Origin of the sequence: Phytoactinopolyspora limicola (assembly GCF_011320225.1) — a bacterium.
Taxonomy (GTDB): domain Bacteria; phylum Actinomycetota; class Actinomycetes; order Jiangellales; family Jiangellaceae; genus Phytoactinopolyspora; species Phytoactinopolyspora limicola.
Genome location: NZ_JAAOEN010000003.1, coordinates 228,714 through 245,397 on the forward strand (window position 1 = coordinate 228,714; position 16,684 = coordinate 245,397).

Genomic DNA, 16,684 nt, shown 5'->3' on the forward strand with positions numbered 1-16,684 from the left:
CTGGTCTCACCCCGTGCCGCCACGGGCGACATGCCGGGCCCCGCCGCGCAAGCGCGGGCCTGGCTGCTGAGGCGCCGCGATGTCCACCGCTAGGCGCCTCGGCCCCGGTCACGCTGCTGACCCGGGACGTCTACCCATAACGGTTCGTCCGCTGGTGGACTTCATGCGACTCTGCTCCAGTAGGCCGAACATGTCAACCTCGCCCCAACCTGGGCAAACATGGAATCGTGCCTGGTCAGAGCCCTTCGGCCGGAGAAAATCGATCATGAAATAAATCATTTCTCCAAGCCTGTCGAGGCAGATTGTGGAATCCGCGGGGACATTTGTGCGACCGCTAGCTATGACATAGTCATGATCGTTGTCATAAACATCCCCTAGATCACGGAGAGGGTGGTGATGGAAATGTCGGCGTAGCCGAACCCGACGCCGTTGCATCGAGTTTTCCGCGGTGGCGCGGGAGTTGGGGGTATCGGCCGCGGCGATGTCCGGCTGGTACCGTAAGACTTGCGGTTGCCGACGTCGACCGTGGGAAGATTTCCCGTCAGGTTAGGCCACTGGTCTCAATACTTAGGGGGTCGTGCATGGCTGTTCAATTGAGCATCCCGCCCGACAAGGTCCGTGCCATTCTCGGTGAGCACCTGCTAACCGATGGCTTCAAACTGGTGCTCGATACCGCGGCAAGCCACGGAAGCTGGCTCGTGGATGCCCGCGATGGCAGCCGTTACCTCGACATGTACACGTTCTTCGCTTCCGCACCACTGGGCTGCAACCCGCCCGGAATCGTGGACGATCCAGAGTTCATGGAACTCCTCGCCGAGATCGCCGCCAACAAGCCGGCGAACTCCGACATCTATACCACCCACTTCGCCGAGTTCGTGGCCACGTTCAGCCGCGTCCTCGGAGACCCCGCACTCCCCCATCTGTTCTTCGTCGAAGGTGGTGCGCTCGCAGTGGAGAACGCACTCAAGGCCGCCTTCGACTGGAAGAGCCGGCACAACGAGGCCGCCGGGCGCGACCGTTCGCTCGGTACTCGCATCATGCACCTCACCCAGGCTTTCCACGGCCGTAGCGGCTACACCATGTCGTTGACCAACACCGAGCCGAACAAGACCGACCGCTACCCGACATTCGATTGGCCGCGGATCGACGTCCCAGCCATCCGGTTCCCGCTGGCCGATCACCTCGACGAGGTCATCGCCGCCGAGCAGCGCGCACTGGAGCAGGCACGCGCCGCTTTCCGCGCGCACCCACACGACATCGCCGCGTTCATCTGTGAGCCGGTCCAGGGTGAGGGTGGCGACAACCACATGCGCGCGGAGTTTCTCCGGGCCCTTCAAGAGCTGGTGCACGAACACGACGCGTTGTTCATCGTCGACGAGGTGCAGACCGGCGCCGGCACCACCGGTACACCTTGGGCTTACCAGCAGCTCGGCCTCTCCCCCGACATCGTCGCCTTCTCCAAGAAGATCCAGGTCGGCGGGATCATGGCCGGCGGCCGGGTCGACGAGGTACCCGACAACGTCTTCGCGGTATCCGGTCGAATCAACTCCACATGGGGCGGCGGACTCGTCGACATGGTTCGCTCGCGCCGCATCCTGGAGATCGTCGAGCGTGCGGGCCTGATCGAAACGGCCGGTCCCAAGGGGGAGCACTTCCTCACCCGGCTCCGTTCGGCCGCCGCTGACGCACCACCCGGCGCCGTCACCAACGTACGCGGACGTGGACTGATGGTAGCCGTCGACCTCATCGACGCCGCGGCCCGCGACGCCGTCCTGACCGACCTGCGAGAAGTCGAGAGGGTCATCGCCTTGCCGAGCGGAGTGCGAGCGATACGCTTCCGTCCAGCACTGTCGGTGTCCCATGATGAGATCGACCACGCGGTGGCGGCGTTCGCCCGAGCCGTGGTCCGGCAGACTTCGTGAAGAGAGGAACCGCGATGCCAGACAAGCTCGTGACCTCCGTCGTCGACGGTGTACCCGTCGAAGGCGGCCGCACGGTCGCCAGCTATAACCCGGCCCGTCTCGACGAGGTCGTCGCCGAGATCTCGTTCGCCGAGGCCAGCACGTTCGTCGACGCCGCGGCCTCGGCCAAGCGGGCGCAGGCGGCGTGGGCGGCGGTCCCCCCACCGGTCCGCGGCCGGGCTATCGCCCATATCGGTCGGCTGGTCGAGGCCAACATGCACGAGCTGGCTCAGCTGGTCACCCGAGACATCGGCAAACCCTACGGCGAGGCGCTCGGCGAAGTCCGCGAGATCGTCGATACGTGCGACTTCTTCCTCGGCGAAGGCCGGCGGCTCTACGGACAGACCGTGCCGAGCGAGATGCCGGACAAACAGCTGTTCACCTTCCGCAACCCAGTCGGCACGGCGGCGATCATCACCGCGGGCAACTTTCCGGTCGCGGTGCCGTCCTGGTACATCGTGCCGGCGTTGCTCTGCGGCAACACCGTGGTCTGGAAGCCGGCGGAGTACTCCGCGGCGGTCTCGGCCGCCTTCCACGAGATCTTCGTCCGCGGTGGCGGGCTCCCACCCGGCGTGTTCAACGTCGTCCACGCCGACGGCCCGGCCACGTTCGCCGGGTTGGAGCGTGCGCTGGCCGACGGCACCATCGACAAAGTGGGTTTCACCGGCTCTCCCGAGGTTGGCCGCGAGATCGGCGCGCTCACCGGTCGGAACCTGCAGACCGCCTGCCTCGAGCTCGGTGGCAAGAACCCCCTCGTCGTCACGCCCACCGCCGATCTCGACCTCGCCGTCGAGGGTGCGCTCTTCTCCGGCTTCGGCACCGCCGGCCAACGCTGCACGTCGTTGGGCACGGTGATCGTCCACGAGTCCCAACACGCGGAACTCGTCGAGCGTTTCGCCGCGGCCACGGCGGCAGCCGCGGTGGGTGACCCCACCGGGGACGTCCTCATGGGGCCGTTACTGGATCAGAAGTTCGCGGATCGTTACGACACGTTCCTCGAGTGGATCCAGCCCCATCACACCGTGTATGGCACTCCGGGGCGGATCACCGCGGAACTCCCCCGTGCCGGGTTCCAAGGCGATCCAGCGGCGGGGTTGTACTACCACCCCGTGATCGTCGACGGCGTGCGGCCCGGCGACGCCCTGTTCGATCAGGAAACGTTCGGGCCGATCGTGGGGGTCACCACGTACGTCGACTTCGACGAGGCAATCGAGTTGGCCAACGCGCCTGGTTATGGGTTGTCGTCGTCCATCTACACCACCAACCCGGCCGACGCGTTCGCCTTCCGCAGCCGGATCGGTGCCGGCATGGTCAGCATCAACAACTCCACTTCCGGCGCCGAAGCCCACCTACCGTTCGGTGGCAATGGCAAGTCGGGCAACGGCTCACGCCAGTCCGGGTTGTGGGTACTCGACCAATTCACCCGCTGGCAGTCGATGAACTGGGACTACTCGGGCCGGTTGCAGAAGGCGCAGATGGACGTCGCCGAGCTGGTCCCCGACACCGAGTTCCGGCTCGCCGGCGGACAATGAGATGAACACCCCAGCTGGCCTCGAGGCCGCCCAGGTCGCCCTGCTGGACCACCTCGCCACACTGGAGGTGCCCAGCGGGGCCTCCAGCGCGGAGACAGGTGACCCCGAGCCGCTGTGGCGGGTGTTCGACGCCCAGGTCACCAGCCGCCATCTCGACGCCGCGGCGCGTGAACTCCAGGCCGCCGGCCGGGCCTACTACACCATCGGCTCGGCCGGTCACGAAAGCAACGCCGCCGTGGCCGAGGTGTTGCGCCCGGACGACCCCGCGTTGTTGCACTACCGCTCTGGTGGCTTCTACGTGGCCAGGGCGGCCCAGGTGGAGGGGGTCGACCCGGCCAGAGACATTCTGCAGGGTGTCATGTGTGCCGCCGACGAGCCGATCGCCGGCGGCCGGCACAAGGTGTTCGGCCATCCGGCGCTGTCGGTGATACCGCAGACATCCACCATCGCCTCGCACCTGCCCCGGGCCGTGGGCCTGGCCATGTCACTGCACCGGGCGCACCGGCTGGGGGTTGCCGGAGCGTGGCCGGCCGATGCCGTGGTGGTGTGTTCGTTCGGTGACGCGTCGGCCAACCACTCGACCGCGGCGGGCGCCATCAACACCACCATCAACACCACCTATCGCGGCTTGCCACTGCCCTTGCTGCTGGTCTGCGAGGACAACGGGTTAGGCATCTCGGTGCGTACGCCGTCGGGCTGGATCGAGAGCGCCTACGGGTCGCGGCCCGGGTTGCGGTACTTCTTCGCCGACGGCGCCGATACCGCCCAGGTGCTGCGCATAGCCGCCGAGGCGGCCGACTTCGTCCGCACCCAACGCCGCCCGGCGTTCCTGCATCTGGCCACCGTCCGGTTCGGCGGGCATGCCGGGAGCGACGCGGAGATCAGCTACCGGACCCACACCGAGGTCGCCGCCGGGTACGGGCATGATCCCATCCTCGGCACCATGCGCGCGCTGGTGGACGCCGGGGCGGCCACCCCGGAGGTGCTCGCGAAGCGTTACCACCGGATCCGGGCCGGCATCGACGACGTCATCGCCGAGCTGGGGCAGGTGCGCCAGCTGGCGGCGGCGGCGGAGGTCATGGCGCCGCTGGCACCTCATCGTCCGGACGACGTCGAAGCGGTCGCCGCCGAGCTCGCCACACCCGTAGATGAGGATCCACCACGCGCGCGCACCCTCGCCGAGTCGATCAACGCAACCCTCGCCGGGGCGCTCCAGCATGATCGGCGTGTTGTCGTCTTCGGGGAAGACGTCGGCCGCAAAGGCGGCGTCTACGGGGTCACCCGCGGGCTCCAACGCCGTTTCGGAGCGGCACGGGTCTTCGACACCTTGCTCGACGAGCAGTCGATTCTCGGCCTCGGTCTCGGCGCCGGTCTGGCCGGCCTGGTGCCGGTGCCGGAGATCCAATATCTGGCGTATCTGCACAACGCTGAAGATCAGCTCCGCGGCGAGGCGGCCACGCTGTCGTTCTTCTCCACCGCCGCGTACAAGAACCCGATGGTGGTCCGGATCGCCGGGCTGGCCTACCAGAAGGGTTTCGGCGGGCACTTCCACAACGACAACGCAGTGGCCGTGTTACGAGATATCCCCGGTCTGGTGGTGGCCTGCCCGGCGCGGGCCGACGACGCCGCTGCCATGCTGCGCACGTGCCTCGCCGCGGCCCGGGTCGACGGCACGGTGTCGGCGTTCGTCGAGCCGATCGCGCTCTACCATGCCCGCGACCTGCACACCGCCGACGACGGCGAATGGCTGGCCGCCGATACCGGGCAGCACGTGCCGATCGGTGCCGCCCGCGAGTACGGCACCGGCACCGACCTCACCATCGTCACCTTCGGCAACGGCGTGCCCATGAGCCTCCGGGTGGCCCGGCGGCTGGGTGAACGCGATATCCACGTCCGTGTGCTCGACTTGCGCTGGCTGGCGCCGCTGCCGGTGGCGGACATCCTGCGCGCGGCCAACGCCAGCGGCCGGGTTCTCGTCGCCGACGAGACCCGCCTGTCGGGAGGTGTCGGAGAAGGTGTGCTCAGCGCCTTGATCCAGAACGGGTTTACCGGGCGACTGGCCAGGGTCGCCAGCCAGGACAGCTTCGTGCCGCTCGGACCGGCCGCGACGCATGTGTTGCTCGGTGAAGAGGACATCGAGTCGGCGGCCATCGAGATGGTCGGGCCACCGGCCGCGCCGGACGACGACGGCCGCCACCGGAAACGTCGCGACCCCGGTGGGCAGCGTTCCCGCCGGCGGCGTTGACATCATCAGAGTGGGCCGCGCGGAGTACGGCGTTCCAACTCGAACACACCAGCGAGGAGAGACGAGCGATGACGGGTACCAGCCCGCTTGATCTGCTGAAGGTCGACCACCTGCTCGACGATGAAGAGACGGCGATCCAGGAGACCGTTCGGCGCTTCGTCGACGACCACGTCCGGCCCCATATCGCTGGCTGGTACGAAGACGGTCTCAGCCCCGAAACGGTCCGCGAGGTGGCCCGTGCCGCCGGCAAGCTGGGCCTACTGGGTATGCACCTAACCGGGTACGGCTGCGCGGGCACCAACGCGGTGTCGTACGGGCTGGCCTGCCTAGAGCTGGAAGCCGGCGACTCCGGCCTGCGTAGCCTCGTATCGGTTCAAGGATCGCTGGCGATGTACGCCATCTGGAGGTTCGGCTCCGAGGAGCAGAAACAGCGGTGGCTACCCGGTATGGCGGCGGGCGAGCTGATCGGCTGTTTCGGGTTGACCGAACCGGATTTCGGGTCCAACCCAGCGGGCATGCGCACCAGAGCTCGCCGCGACGGCTCGGACTGGGTGCTCGACGGCACCAAGATGTGGATCACGAATGGCACGGTGGCCGACGTCGCCGTGGTCTGGGCGCAGACCGACGACGGCATCCGCGGCTTCGCCGTGCCGACCGACACCCCCGGCTTCTCGGCGCCGACCATCGGCCGCAAGCTGTCGCTGCGGGCGTCGGTCACCAGTGAGCTGGTCCTCGACGGGGTCCGGCTGCCGGCCGACGCGGTGCTGCCCGACGTGACAGGGCTGCGTGGCCCGTTGTCGTGCCTCAACGAGGCCCGCTTCGGCATCGTGTTCGGTGCGCTGGGTGCGGCGCGGGACTGCCTGCAGGCCACTCTGGAGTACGCCTCCGACCGCGAGGTGTTCGACCGCCCGCTGTCGTCGTTCCAGCTCACCCAGGCCAAACTGGCCGACATGGCACTCGAGCTGCAGAAGGGATTCCTGTTGGCCATGCATCTGGGCCGGTTGAAGGATTCCCATCGGCTGGAGCACCGCCAGGTCAGCCTGGGCAAGCTGAACAACGTACGAGAAGCGTTGGGGATCGCCCGCGAATGCCGGACGATCCTGGGCGCCAGCGGCATCACCCTGGAGTACCCGGTGCTGCGGCACGCGAACAACCTGGAGTCGGTGCTCACGTACGAGGGCACGTCGGAGATTCACCAACTGGTCATCGGCCAGGCCCTCACCGGCAGCCCCGCCTTCAGCTAACCCGCCGTTAGGCGTCTAGTACGCGCTGCTCCGCGCGGTGTAGCAGCCGCCGGTGGGCGTCGAACACCTCGTCGTTGGACTCCAGGCTCGCTCCGGGCACCGTCGGGGACACGAACGTCGGCAGCTCCACACCCTCGCCGGCCAGCACCGCGGCCGTCCGCGTCAGGATCTCGTGGCTGACCACCGCGGCCACGACCGTCGACGCACCACCCACCGGCCGGCTCCAGCCGTCCACGTCGATAACGGCGTCCTCCACCGGCACCCCGGTGTCGACCACGAGGTCGCACACCTCACCCAGGCGTTTGCCGCTGGAGTGTTCGGCCGGCCGGCTCAGGTTGGCCGTCGACGTGACCGCGACCGTCGTCAAGCCGCGTTCCCGTGCGTACATCGCCGCCTCGATCCCAGCCGAGTTCCGGCCACCGTGGGAGTAGACCACCAGCACGTCGCCAGCGTTCAGCGGCTCGTGATCGAGGAACTTGTCGATGTAGTTCTCGGTGCGTTCCAGCCACAGCAGCTCGCGCACCCCACCGGGGCCGAGCACGTTGTGCCACATCAGCCGCGGATCGGTCAGTGGATGGATGCCGGCGAAACTCCCGTACCGAGGAAACGCCTCGATGGTTGGGATCACCGAGTGACCGCTGCCGAACAGGTGCACCAAGCCCCCGCCTTGTAAGGCGGCGGCGGCTCGCTCAGCGACCTGGTCGAGCACGTCGTTCTGGCTCTCCGCGAGCTTGCCCAGCAGCTCGATCAGGGCGTGGGTGTATCGGGCGGTGGTGACAGTCATGGACCGTCCTCTCTTCATTCGGTACGGGCGGCGTCCGGGTTGGTCCGAACACCGCGTGTTCATGGGTTGCGTAGGCCAAGTCGGAGCCGGTAACGGTCGCCACGCATGACGCTGTGGCAGAACTCGAACGGTCCACGGGTGTCGGAAGTGATGCGTTCGACGTAGAACGCGTGGGTGCCAACTTTCACCTGGAGCAGCTCGGCGTCTTCGGCGAGCACACCACCAACGGTGAACGTCTCCACCGCTTCCAGCGGGGTGACGCCGTACCGGCTGCGCAGCAGCCCGTAGAGGGAGCCACTGCCCAGGTCGATCGCGTCGAGGCCGGGGAACCGGCCCAGCGGGAGAACGCTGGTTTGTACCCCCACCGGCCGGCCACCGCCGGTGCGCAGTCGGCGCAGCTCTACCACTGGCTCGTCCGCCGCGAAGCCGGCGTCGTCCGGGACAGCCGCCGCGGCGGCCGTGGTGGTGCGGGCGGAGACCACGCGGCTGCCGGCGGTGACGCCGATCTCGGCCATCTCCGCGGTGAACGACGTGACGCCCCGGGCGCCGGCGGTCAGGCTCTGGTCTCGGACGAACGTGCCCCGACCGCGCTCGCGGACGACGACACCGCGGTCAGCCATCCTGGCCAGGGCCTGCCGCATGGTGACCCGGCTGACGTTGTACACCTCGCAGAGCTGTTCCTCGGCCGGCAGCTGTTCGCCGGCCTTCCATTCGCCGACGTCCACTCGCCGCTGCAAGTCCCGTTCGACCTGCATGTACAAGGGCACCCCCGACGACGGGTCGAGTCCGCCAGCACCGGTCATGTCCATACCTCTTCTCCGCTTCGGGCCGCCTCGACGGCTCCGGCCACCCCAGCCATCCAGCCGAGTTCAGCCGGGACGACCGGTACCTCGTGCCCATGCGGCGAACCCCATCGGCGATATTCGTCGTCGAGCACCGGGTGTACGACGTCGAGAATGCCGGACACGCCGCCGCCGATCACCACCAGTTCCGGGTCCAGCATGCTGGCCAGTGCCGCGAGTCCGCGACCGAGCCGCCGGGCGTAGCCGTCCAGCCGCCGGGCGGCGCCGGGGTCACCGGCCCGCGCCCGGTCCGCGAGAGCTTCCGGGGCCAGCGGAGCGGCCAGGTGCCGCAGCGCCGTGCCGGAGGCGGCCTGCTCGAACCCGCCGTGTGCCGGATCCGGCCGGGTCCGCGGCATGCTGAGCCATCCCCAGGCGCCGGCGCTCCCCCGTGCTCCGCGCCAGATCCGGCCGTTCACCATCAACGCACCACCGATGCCGGTTCCTACGGCGACGAGGACGGCGGATCGGGCGCCGCGGGCGGCACCGCGCCGGGCCTCGGCGAGGAGCGCGAACGCCGCGTCGTTGCCGATGGTCACCGGACAGCCGAGCCGGGCGGCGAGATCCACCCCCACCGGTTGGCCTTCCAACCACCGCAGTGCGGGTACGAAGCCGGCGGAGTTGCCGCTGACCGTGCCGGGCAGGCCCAGGCCCGCCGCCGTCACCGGGCCGGCTGTCGCGGCGTATCCGGTGATCACGTCCAGCAGCGCCGGGTAGTTCTGGGGTGCCGGCTCCCGGCTGATCTCGGTGGAGGTTCCGTCCGGCAGTTCCACCGTCATCCGCACGGACGTGCCGCCCAGGTCCACGCCGAGCAGGGAGGTGCCGTGGCTCATCCCTTCACCCCCGACCTGGCGATGCCGGCGACGAACACCCGCTGGGTGAGGAGAAACACGACGATGGTGGGGATGCTGGCGATAGCGGCACCGGCCATCACCACGTTCTGGTACTGGACGCTGGTGCTGTACGACAGCAGCTGGCTCAGCATCAGCACGACGGGGAACTTCTCCGTGCTTTGCAAGATGGACAGGGGCCAGATGAAGTTGTTCCAGTAGAAGACGAACGCGAACACACCCAACGTCACGATGGCCGGCAGCACCAGCGGTGCCACCACCCTGGTGACGATACGCAGCTCCCCCGCTCCGTCGAGCCGGGCGGCGTCGATCAGATCGTCCGGCACATCGGCGATGAACTGGCGCATCAGGAAGATCCCGAAGCCGTTGGCGAGCCAGGGCAGCATCACGCCGAGATAGCTGTCCGACAGGCCCAACTGTGAGACGAGCCAATACAACGGCACGAGGGTGACGATCGGCGGCAGGAACATCGTGGCGACCATCGCCCAGAACAGTGCGTCGCGGCCCCGGAAGCGGTACTTCGCGAACACGTAGCCGGCCAGAATGCTCGTCACCAGCACGGACAGCGTCGCGACCCCGGAGACGAGCAGACTATTGGCGAAGGCGCGCCCAAACGGCAACACGTCGAACACGGTGCGGTACGCGTCCAGGGTCGGCTCGGAGGGCAACCACGTCGGAGGTGTCCGCATCAGCTCCTGAGGGCTCTTCAGGCTGGAGCTGAGCATCCAGAACAGCGGGAACGCGGGCACCAGGAGGACCATGGCGAGGGTCACTCGCAGGCTCACCCGCTGTAGCCGTCGGGTGATCATCGCCGCCTCCGCATCGCCACCATGAGGGCGGCTCCGACCGCCACCATGAGCAAGAACAGTGAGAACGCCATGGCGCTGGCCTGTCCGGCGAGACCGTACTCGAAGGCGGTTCGCTGGATGGTGAAGGACAACACCTCGGTGCTCCCGGCCGGGCCACCCTGGGTGAGGATGTAGATGGGGTCGAACACTTGGATGGCGTTGACCACGGCGATCAGCACCACGAACGTCATCGTCCGGCCCAGCATCGGCAGGGTCAGCGATGTCGTCTGCCGCCAGAACCCGGCACCGTCGACACGAGCGGCCTCGTACAGCTCCCCTGGGATCTGGGTGAGCCCGGCCACCACGAGCACCGTGTAGTAGCCGATCATCTGCCACACATGGAAGACGACCAAACTGATCAACGCGGTATCCGGCGAACTCAGCCAGCCGATCCCGGTGATCCCGACCGCACCCAGGATCTGGTCGAACGGCCCATAGGTCGGTGCGTACAGCGCTCCCCACACCATCGCTATCGCCACCGTTGGTACAACGTACGTGGCGAACAACGCCGTGCGGATCGCGGCCTTTCCACGCATCGTCGGGAAGTAGAGCAGGAGGCCCAGCAGCACCGACAGGGGGATGGTGAGCACAACGACGAGCAGAACGTAGAGAACGGTGTTGCGTAGCGAGTTACGGAACCCGGCATCGGACCAGAGGCCGGCGTAGTTGTCGAGACCTCGCCAGGTCATGTCGCCGAGCGAGGTAAACATCGACCACTCGTGGAGGCTGATCCATACGGTGAGCAGGATCGGCACCACCATGAAGATGCCGATCACCAGCATGGCCGGGGAGAGGAATATCGCCGCCCAGCGCCGCTCGCTGGGCCGGGCAGGCGCCGGCCGCCGGGTACGTCCCGGGGCGGCCGGCGTGCCGGTGTGTACGTCGGTCGTCACAGGTGAGCGCTCATTCCTTGGCGGAGAGGATCGAGCTCACCTCGGACTGCGCGTTGTCCATAGCGGTGGCCGGGTCGACCGAGCCGAAGAGCAGCTGCTCGAGCTGCTGCTGGAGCGCCACGGTCATCTCCTCGCCACCCAGCACGCTGGGGAATGGTGTGGCGTCGGGCAGGAGGTCGACGTAGGCGGCGAGGAAAGGTTCGGCCAACTGATCGGCGTGGGCCTCGAGGTCGCTGGTGCGGCTGGGCAGGATCCCCATGGACATGAGGATGTCGCCCATGGCCGACGACCCGTCGGCACCACTCGTGTCACCGTTGAGCCAGGTGAGAAAGTCCCAGGCTGCTTCCTGCTGCTCATCGCGGGCGTTGCCGTTGACGATGGTCAGCCAGGAGTAGGACACGCTGCTGGCGCTGGTGCCGTCCGGCCCCACCGGGATCGGCGCGACGGCGACGTCGTCGAACCGGTCCCCCATCGCCTCCTGCAGTGCACCTTTCCACCAGTTCGCCATGATGATCATGCCGGTCTTCTCGTTGACGAAGTTGTCCAGATAGGGCCCGGTCGTGTTGGCGTTGGCCCCGCTCATGGTCGGCACCGTGGCGCCGCTGTCGACCAGCTCGGCGTAGAGTTCGGCCACGGCGGCGACCTCTGGGGTGTCGAGGGTGGGGGTGGCCGCGTCGAGCAACGCGCCACCGTTCGAGGCCACCATGGACAACCAGGGGTGTACCGTGCCGGCCGGCCAGCTGCTGATCACACCGAACCCTTGCCGGCCGTCGCCCAGAGCCGAGATCGCGTCGGCGGCGTCGGACAGCTCGGCCCAGGTGGTGGGCGCGGCCTCGATCCCGGCTTCGTCGAACAGGGCGGTGTTGTAGTTCAGGGCGTAGAGGTTGACCTCGTTCGGGAAGCCGCGGACGGCGTCGTCCTTGGTCACACCGGCCACGAGGTTGTCCGGCCAGGCATCCGTCACGGCATTGGCGATGTCGTCGGGTGCGGCCGCGGCCAATTCGTCCCGCACCAGTTCCGCGAGCCACAGGTCGTAGACGCTGGCCATGGTCGGGCCGTTGGCCGAGGAGCCCTGGGTGCGCAGGGTGCTGAGCAAATTGGCGAACGGGACGGCGCGGATCTCCACCTCGATGGCGCCGTCGTGTTCCGACTCGAACTCCGTGGCCGCCTCCTCCAGCATGGCGACCTGCTCCGGGCCCCAGTGGGTCAGGAACGAGATGCGCACGGGATCGGAGCCACCGGCCGAGCCACCGTCGTCGGAGCCACACGCGGCCAGCACGAGGGGTACGGCAGCGGCGGCGGATACCAGGCGCAGACCTCGTGCCCGGGCGGTTCGTGTGCGCATGCAGCCTCCTCCGAAGTAGTTCTAAGTTTGGAATGTTATAACAACTTGCCGAGTATGACATGGCTCCCCGGTCCGGGGCTACCCCGGGGCGAGCCATCCCCGAGGTTCAGGCGACGGTGGGGCGATTCTCGTACGGCGTCGACAACACGATCATGGTCCGGGTGGACACGTTGGCCGACGAGCGGATCCGGGCCAGCAGATCCTCCAGGGCGCCGGGTTTCTCCACCCGCACCTTGAGGATGTAGTTCTCGTCACCGGCCACCGAGTGGCACGCCTCGATCTCGGTGATGGATGCCAACCGCTCCGGCGAATCGTCGGGCTGACTGGGATCGATCGGTTTGACCGAGATGAAGGCGGTCAGCGGTAAACCCAACGACTCGTGGTCGACCACCGCCGTATAGCCGCGGATGACGCCCCGCTCTTCTAGCCGCCGCACCCGCTGATGCACCGCCGAGGTGGACAGGCCGGTGGCTTTGCCGAGGTCGGTGTAGCTCATCCTGCCGTCGCGCAGGAGCAGCGACACGATCTGCCGGTCGATGTCTTCCACCCCGCTACTGTAGATGCTCCGTGACGACTACCGTCGTGACCTGCATCGGCGTGGCGCTGGATCGTGACCCGACCGTTAGTGCGACGTGCCGATGCCACGGATCAACGTCTCGACGAGCGCCGTGGCCGTGGAGTCGGCATCCTCGAGCTCACGGCCGTAGAAATGGCGCAGGAACGCCCGCTGCAAGCAGGCTCCGAGCAGCAGTGACGACGCCGCCGTCGGATCCAGGTCCGCACGCACCCGGCCGGCCGCCCGTTCTTTCGTGAGGTAGCTGGTCAGGGCATGGTTGACACCTTCGGGGCCGGCTCCGATCCGGTGCAGGTCGGCGCGGAGTGCCTGCAAAACCTGACGGTCGGCGAAAACACCCGCCGCCATGGTGAACGTCTCGTCGTAGAAGAGCAGCGCGGACCGCGCAACCTCGCTCAGCGTCGTGGCGACACTCCCCCGGCCCACTCGGTCGCCCAGGGTCGCCAGCACCTCGGCCAGGCCGGGCGCCCGCTCGGCGAGTACGGCCACGAACAGCTCGGTTTTGTCGGCGAAGTGTTTGTACAGCGTCGCTTCGGAAAACCCGGCCCGGCGGGCGATCTCCTTGGTGGTCGCCCGGGTGATGCCGTCGTCGCGCATGATCTGCGCGGCGGCGTCGAGTATCAAGTCGCGGGTTCCCACGAGACATCCCTTCGAGACGGCGTCGACGAGTAGCGACAAACCGGTCGGGCCTGACGTGCTCGGGCCGGCTTGACAGGTGAGTGAATACTAACCACACTATAGTTAGTAAGTGTTCACTCACCACTCGTAGAGGTGAATCTATCTATGCACATCTGCATTCTCGGCGCCACCGGGGGCACCGGACGGCACCTGGTCGACCAGTCCCTGGGCCGCGGCCACAGCGTAACCGCGTTGGTTCGCACGCCGGCGAAACTCGCCGACCTCCAACACGACCAGCTCGACGTGGTCGCCGTCGACGCCATGGACCCGGTGGCACTCGAACCACACATCGCCCGCTCCGACGCCGTCGTGTCGGCGATCGGGCCGGTCGAGAAGGGGCCGTCGGACGCATGTGCCGGCAGTGCCAACGCCATCACCGCGGCTATGCACGCCACCAAGGCCCGCCGAGTTGTCCTGATCAGCGCTGCCGGCCCGTACACCGACGGCGACGGACCCTTCACCCGTTTCGTCGTCAAACCTATGCTCCGCCGGATGCTCCGGCACCCGTTCGCCGACATGGTGGCCATGGAAACGGTCGTCCAGGACAGCGACCTCGATTGGACGATCATGCGCCCGCCCATGCTGACCAACAAGGCGCACACCGGCCGGTACCGGGTACGGCACAACGCCAACGTCCGCCGCGGCTATGCCCTCGCGCGGGCGAACCTCGCCAGCGCCATCCTGGACGTGCTCGACGACCAGACCACCTTCCGTATCCCGCTCGGAGTGGCCCGGTGACGAATACCGGTGTGATCAGGCCTCGACGATCACCAGCTCGCGGGGCCGGAGATTGAGCCGCTCCACCCCGTCGGCGGTGGCGACGACGATATCTTCGATGCGGGCGCCGTACTGCCCGGCCTTGTAGAAGCCAGGTTCGATGGAGAAGGCCATACCCGCCTCGATGAGCCGGGTGTCACCACCGATGATGTACGGCTCCTCGTGTGAGTCCATGCCGATCCCGTGCCCGGTGCGGTGGATGAAGTACTCCCCCAGCCCAGCCTCGTCGAGCAGATCCCGCGCCGCGGCGTCGACCGACCCCGCGGTGACACCTGGGCGGACCCGGTCTACCGCGGCGATCTGCGCCTTCAGCAGGACGTCATAGTCGGCGGCGAAACCGTCGGGAACATGTCCGACCGCGTAGGTGCGGGTGGAGTCCGAGCAGTAACCCGCCTCGGTGGTGCCGCCGATGTCGACGACGACGACGTCGCCGACCTCGACGACCCGGTCGGCGGTCTCATGGTGCGGGCTGGCGCCATTCGGTCCGGAGGCGACGATGACGAAATCCACCGTGACGTGTCCTTCGGCGATGATGGCGTCGGCGATGTCGCGGCCCACCTCGGCCTCGGTGCGGCCCGGGCGCAGCCACTGCGGCACCTGGGCGTGCACCCGGTCGATGGCGGCGCCGGCCTCTCGAAGTGCGTCGATCTCGGCGGCATCCTTGCGCATCCGCAGCTCCGACAACACCGCCCCGGCAGCATGTTGTTCGGCCGCCGGCATGGCCGAGCGGAACCGCAACACCTTCTCCGCCCACATGTGATCGTCGAGCCCAACCCGTTGCACGCCCGGAAGCAGGTCGGCGACCAGAGCGATCGGGTCCGCCGATTCCGGCCAGGGGCGGATGTCGACCGCGAGATCGCCGGCCGGCGACGCTTGCGCCGCGGGCTTCTCCAGCTCAGGTACAACGAGGCTGGCCGGCCCGTGGACGGGCAGCACGAGGCAGGTGAGGCGCTCCAACGGCAAGGCGGCGTACCCGGTGAGGTAACGCAGGTCCGATCCGGGAGTGATGAGCAGGGCGTCCAGGCCGGCGGCGGTAGCCGCGTCACGGGCCCGGTCCAGGCGGGCGTCGAAGATGTTCGTCACAGCCCGAAGCCTACGATCTCCGCCCGCCGGTGCCCAGCACCACCCGGCGGCGCCGCGGCATCCTGCCCGACCCACCGGATCCGTGGCAAGCTGACCCCGTGACCCGCCTCATGCTGCTCGACACCGCGTCGCTGTACTTCCGCGCCTTCTTCGGTGTGCCGGAGAAAGTCACCGCACCCGACGGCACCCCGGTCAACGCCGTGCGTGGGCTGCTGGACTTCATCGCGCGGCTCACCACCGACCGGCAGCCGTCCCGCCTGGTGGCGTGTCTCGACGCCGACTGGCGACCTCCCTTCCGGGTGGCGTTGCTGCCGAGCTACAAACAGCATCGGGTGGCCGACGCCGCCACCAACGCCGAAACCATTCCGCCCGCCCTGGAAGCCCAGGTACCGGTCATTCTCGAGGTGCTGGACGCCCTCGGGATCGCGCACGTCGGGGTCCCCGGGTTCGAGGCCGACGACGTCATCGGCACTCTGGCCACCCGTGACACCGGACCGGTCGACATCGTCACCGGCGACCGCGACCTGTTCCAACTCGTCGACGACAGCCGCGGGGTCCGGGTGCTCTACACCGCACGTGGGGTCGGCCGGCACGAGATCATCGACGAAGCGGCGGTCGCCGCCAAATACGGCATCCCGGGCCGTTCTTATGCCGACTTCGCCACCTTACGCGGCGACCCCAGCGACGGGCTGCCCGGCGTCGGCGGAGTGGGCGACAAGACGGCGGCCACATTGGTCGGCAGGTTCGGCGATGTCAAGAGTCTCGTCGCCGCCGCTGACGATCCCGGCGCCGACCTCTCCCCCACCATCCGGCGGCGGGTCCTCGACGCCCGCGACTACCTGACCGTCGCACCCGGCGTCGTCGCGGTACGCACGGACGTTCCGGTGCCGCCGCTCGACGACCACTTGCCGGCCACACCAGCCGATCCGGCCGCACTAGCGGCGTTGTCCGAGCGCTGGGGCCTGGGCTCGTCGGTGACCCGCGTGACAACAGCGCTGGCCGAACTCCCGCGCTACTGACGGGAGGATCG

At 68.1% G+C, this 16,684-nt stretch carries 15 protein-coding genes; 6 read left to right on the forward strand and 9 right to left on the reverse strand.

The annotated features are described in order from the left end of the window. Nucleotides 1-581 precede the first annotated feature (581 nt). The 4 genes from lat to G8760_RS10050 all read left to right on the forward strand — a co-directional run bounded on the left by lat (nucleotide 582) and on the right by G8760_RS10050 (nucleotide 6,982). Nucleotides 582-1,922, forward strand: coding sequence for an L-lysine 6-transaminase (lat, locus tag G8760_RS10035; RefSeq protein ID WP_166350456.1), 1,341 nt, complete (start codon nucleotides 582-584; stop codon nucleotides 1,920-1,922). A gap of 14 nt (nucleotides 1,923-1,936) precedes the next feature. Beyond that, on the forward strand, nucleotides 1,937-3,493 hold the full coding sequence (locus G8760_RS10040) for an aldehyde dehydrogenase family protein (RefSeq protein ID WP_166350458.1): 1,557 nt from the start codon (nucleotides 1,937-1,939) through the stop codon (nucleotides 3,491-3,493). A gap of 1 nt (nucleotide 3,494) precedes the next feature. Further along, the gene (locus tag G8760_RS10045) at nucleotides 3,495-5,738 is read left to right on the forward strand and encodes a thiamine pyrophosphate-dependent enzyme (protein ID WP_166350460.1); all 2,244 of its coding nucleotides are present in this window, start codon (nucleotides 3,495-3,497) and stop codon (nucleotides 5,736-5,738) included. Nucleotides 5,739-5,806: 68 nt separating this feature from the next. Then, complete coding sequence (locus tag G8760_RS10050; RefSeq protein ID WP_166350462.1) at nucleotides 5,807-6,982, forward strand: acyl-CoA dehydrogenase family protein; 1,176 nt, start codon at nucleotides 5,807-5,809, stop codon at nucleotides 6,980-6,982. A gap of 7 nt (nucleotides 6,983-6,989) precedes the next feature. Here the strand turns inward: G8760_RS10050 and G8760_RS10055 are convergent, their stop codons facing one another. The 8 genes from G8760_RS10055 to G8760_RS10090 all read right to left on the reverse strand — a co-directional run bounded on the left by G8760_RS10055 (nucleotide 6,990) and on the right by G8760_RS10090 (nucleotide 13,755). Beyond that, the gene (locus tag G8760_RS10055) at nucleotides 6,990-7,766 is read right to left on the reverse strand and encodes a sugar isomerase domain-containing protein (RefSeq protein WP_166350464.1); all 777 of its coding nucleotides are present in this window, start codon (nucleotides 7,764-7,766) and stop codon (nucleotides 6,990-6,992) included. 59 nt (nucleotides 7,767-7,825) lie between these two features. Further along, a complete protein-coding gene (locus G8760_RS10060) occupies nucleotides 7,826-8,575 on the reverse strand; it encodes a GntR family transcriptional regulator (RefSeq protein ID WP_166350466.1) in 750 nt (249 codons plus the stop codon). After that, nucleotides 8,566-9,438 (reverse strand): ROK family protein, encoded by an 873-nt coding sequence (locus G8760_RS10065; RefSeq protein WP_166350468.1) that lies wholly within the window; start codon nucleotides 9,436-9,438, stop codon nucleotides 8,566-8,568. The genes G8760_RS10060 and G8760_RS10065 overlap by 10 nt, the downstream gene beginning before the upstream one ends. Next, nucleotides 9,435-10,265: a carbohydrate ABC transporter permease gene (locus G8760_RS10070; protein ID WP_166350470.1), complete on the reverse strand. Its 831-nt coding sequence runs from the start codon at nucleotides 10,263-10,265 to the stop codon at nucleotides 9,435-9,437. Before G8760_RS10070 ends, G8760_RS10065 begins: the two co-directional genes overlap by 4 nt. Further along, nucleotides 10,262-11,197 (reverse strand): carbohydrate ABC transporter permease, encoded by a 936-nt coding sequence (locus tag G8760_RS10075; RefSeq protein WP_207782207.1) that lies wholly within the window; start codon nucleotides 11,195-11,197, stop codon nucleotides 10,262-10,264. Before G8760_RS10075 ends, G8760_RS10070 begins: the two co-directional genes overlap by 4 nt. 10 nt (nucleotides 11,198-11,207) lie before the next feature. Then, nucleotides 11,208-12,542 (reverse strand): extracellular solute-binding protein, encoded by a 1,335-nt coding sequence (locus G8760_RS10080; protein ID WP_166350472.1) that lies wholly within the window; start codon nucleotides 12,540-12,542, stop codon nucleotides 11,208-11,210. A 106-nt stretch (nucleotides 12,543-12,648) separates the two neighbouring features. Next, on the reverse strand, nucleotides 12,649-13,089 hold the full coding sequence (locus tag G8760_RS10085; protein ID WP_166350474.1) for an Lrp/AsnC family transcriptional regulator: 441 nt from the start codon (nucleotides 13,087-13,089) through the stop codon (nucleotides 12,649-12,651). Between the two features lie 75 nt (nucleotides 13,090-13,164). Beyond that, a complete protein-coding gene (locus G8760_RS10090; protein WP_207782208.1) occupies nucleotides 13,165-13,755 on the reverse strand; it encodes a TetR/AcrR family transcriptional regulator in 591 nt (196 codons plus the stop codon). Between the two features lie 144 nt (nucleotides 13,756-13,899). Here G8760_RS10090 and G8760_RS10095 point away from each other — a divergent pair, with 144 nt between their 5' ends. Continuing rightward, nucleotides 13,900-14,532: an NAD(P)-dependent oxidoreductase gene (locus tag G8760_RS10095; RefSeq protein ID WP_166350476.1), complete on the forward strand. Its 633-nt coding sequence runs from the start codon at nucleotides 13,900-13,902 to the stop codon at nucleotides 14,530-14,532. A 15-nt stretch (nucleotides 14,533-14,547) separates the two neighbouring features. Here G8760_RS10095 and G8760_RS10100 read toward each other — a convergent pair whose 3' ends face one another. Further along, entirely contained in the window at nucleotides 14,548-15,654 is a 1,107-nt protein-coding gene (locus tag G8760_RS10100) for a M24 family metallopeptidase (RefSeq protein WP_207782209.1), read from the reverse strand. 110 nt (nucleotides 15,655-15,764) lie between these two features. Here G8760_RS10100 and G8760_RS10105 point away from each other — a divergent pair, with 110 nt between their 5' ends. Next, nucleotides 15,765-16,673, forward strand: coding sequence for a 5'-3' exonuclease H3TH domain-containing protein (locus G8760_RS10105; RefSeq protein ID WP_166351115.1), 909 nt, complete (start codon nucleotides 15,765-15,767; stop codon nucleotides 16,671-16,673). Nucleotides 16,674-16,684: the final 11 nt, after the last annotated feature.

Excerpts from the sequence above, each read along its gene's own strand:
- G8760_RS10050 (WP_166350462.1), top strand. The coding sequence starts at position 5,807 with ATGACGGGTACCAGCCCGCTTGATCTGCTGAAGGTCGACCACCTGCTC.
- G8760_RS10105 (WP_166351115.1), top strand. The coding sequence starts at position 15,765 with ATGCTGCTCGACACCGCGTCGCTGTACTTCCGCGCCTTCTTCGGTGTG.
- G8760_RS10070 (WP_166350470.1), bottom strand. The coding sequence starts at position 10,265 with ATGATCACCCGACGGCTACAGCGGGTGAGCCTGCGAGTGACCCTCGCC.
- G8760_RS10060 (WP_166350466.1), bottom strand. The coding sequence starts at position 8,575 with ATGGACATGACCGGTGCTGGCGGACTCGACCCGTCGTCGGGGGTGCCC.
- G8760_RS10095 (WP_166350476.1), top strand. The coding sequence starts at position 13,900 with ATGCACATCTGCATTCTCGGCGCCACCGGGGGCACCGGACGGCACCTG.
- G8760_RS10065 (WP_166350468.1), bottom strand. The coding sequence starts at position 9,438 with ATGAGCCACGGCACCTCCCTGCTCGGCGTGGACCTGGGCGGCACGTCC.
- G8760_RS10040 (WP_166350458.1), top strand. The coding sequence starts at position 1,937 with ATGCCAGACAAGCTCGTGACCTCCGTCGTCGACGGTGTACCCGTCGAA.
- lat (WP_166350456.1), top strand. The coding sequence starts at position 582 with ATGGCTGTTCAATTGAGCATCCCGCCCGACAAGGTCCGTGCCATTCTC.
- G8760_RS10045 (WP_166350460.1), top strand. The coding sequence starts at position 3,495 with ATGAACACCCCAGCTGGCCTCGAGGCCGCCCAGGTCGCCCTGCTGGAC.
- G8760_RS10055 (WP_166350464.1), bottom strand. The coding sequence starts at position 7,766 with ATGACTGTCACCACCGCCCGATACACCCACGCCCTGATCGAGCTGCTG.
- G8760_RS10080 (WP_166350472.1), bottom strand. The coding sequence starts at position 12,542 with ATGCGCACACGAACCGCCCGGGCACGAGGTCTGCGCCTGGTATCCGCC.